Consider the following 1,611-nt stretch of genomic DNA (forward strand, 5'->3'; position numbering starts at 1 on the left):
TCCCGGGGCCGTTTCAGTTCCAGATCGTTGTTTTCGCCCGCTGAGCTGGGCCTATGCCGGAATCTCTCCCACAGAAACCACCGAAGAGCCAGATTTCTTCTGGGGCGGTTGACAAGGGCTGTCCTTCAGCCCTGCAATTAAGAGGATGATGAGCTGGCTGAGCTCATGAAGGGCCTTGGGAGCGAGGGGTGCCCACCAGCAATTCAGCCTCGATGGTGATGCTTTTCACACGCGATAGATTTAGGGACTCCGCGTCGATGCCGAACAGCAGCGGCGTCATCTCGGCGAACACGCGGACGTCCCTTTCGGACATCTCGAAGGTGCGCGTCACCTTGATGCGGTCGGTCATCTTGAAGTGCTTCTCAAAGCAATCGGTCACCAGCTGGTTTGAGTATTCCTTGCTGCGCAAAGATCCTTCAGCAAGGTGGCGCAGCTCCGTAAGATGATTGCTGCCTGGAACCACTTTGACCAGCACTCCTGGCGCGGAGGCGTTTCTGGTTGGGGTGAGAACGCGCTTGAATTCGTCGTAGTTCGAGGGAGCGAATACGTCCACCACGCAGTTGATGGAGCCTTTCAGCACGGGGATGTTCGTCAGGTCGCCAACCAGCCATTTGACCGCCTTTCTGGAATCGTGGCGGGCCGCCATCAGCATGGCGTCTTTTGAGAGGTCAAACGCCACCACGTCGACACAGAGGTTTTCTCGGATTGCACGTGCATAGAAGCCTTCTCCGCATCCCGCGTCGAGCACGCGGAATGGCGTCGCGTTCACAGCTGCAGGACCCTCGCTTGGGGAAAGGGCCCTTCCTACCGCGGTGAGGACGGCTTCTTTCACGTGGTCGTAATACCCTGCCTCCAGGATTGCCATGCGGCTCTCAAAGGATTCTTTGCTGTAGTGGGCTGACTGCCTGGAGGGCCCTAGAAGGTTTACGTACCCCTGCTTTGCGATATCGAAGCAGTGCCTCTTCGGACATACGAGGCTCCCTTCCTGCAGCTTCAGGGCGCTGTGGCAAAGGGGGCAAGAGAGCACGTCGGCGCTGTCAGCAAATCGCGCGTATCTGTCGAGTACCATTGCGTCTCCTTTCGTCCAAGCAATTCTAGCGGATGAGTCTTCCCCAGCAGTGCATGGCTAATCATAGCAGGCAGAACCGCACAGTGACAAATAGCTGAGCTATTTCAAGCTGGGATTTCGGTATTCTACTGCCCTCTTTTGGGCCACTTCATTTCGCCACGCTTTTGACAGGAGCAACAGGGTCCTCGCGCGCAAAACGCATATGGGCAATGCAGCCGTCTGTCAGGGCATGCCTGCGCCCCCGAACCTGCCGAAAAGGCGCTGATCTGCCCGCCAGGGCATGCCTGCGACCCCGAACCAGCCGAAAGGGCGGTGGATCTGCCCGTCAGGGCATGCCTGTGCCCCCGAACCAGCCGAAAGGGGGGTGGATCTGCCCGCCAGGGCATTGGCAGAAGAAAGAATGCCGAGATACTCAATAAGAAGATTGATAACCTTCAGCAGGTGAAAAAAGGAGGCTTCGGTAGTTTGTGTGACAAGGGGCTAGCCTAGGCAGCAACGCTCTTCGCTCCCTTCACGCCCTTCTTCCTCGCCTTCACCGGGCG

General features: G+C 57.7%; 1 protein-coding gene and 1 pseudogene. Both read right to left on the bottom strand.

The features are described from left to right. Positions 1 to 163: 163 nt before the first annotated feature. Positions 164 to 865 (bottom strand): methyltransferase domain-containing protein, encoded by a 702-nt coding sequence (locus tag ACTNDJ_RS08900; RefSeq protein WP_052241580.1) that lies wholly within the window; start codon positions 863 to 865, stop codon positions 164 to 166. Positions 866 to 928: 63 nt separating this feature from the next. After that, a pseudogene (locus tag ACTNDJ_RS08905) lies at positions 929 to 1,069 on the bottom strand (putative RNA methyltransferase); the annotation flags it as partial. Between the last annotated feature and the right edge of the window lie 542 nt (positions 1,070 to 1,611).

It is taken from the genome of Collinsella sp. HCP3S3_D1, from assembly GCF_052064015.1.
Lineage (GTDB): Bacteria > Actinomycetota > Coriobacteriia > Coriobacteriales > Coriobacteriaceae > Collinsella.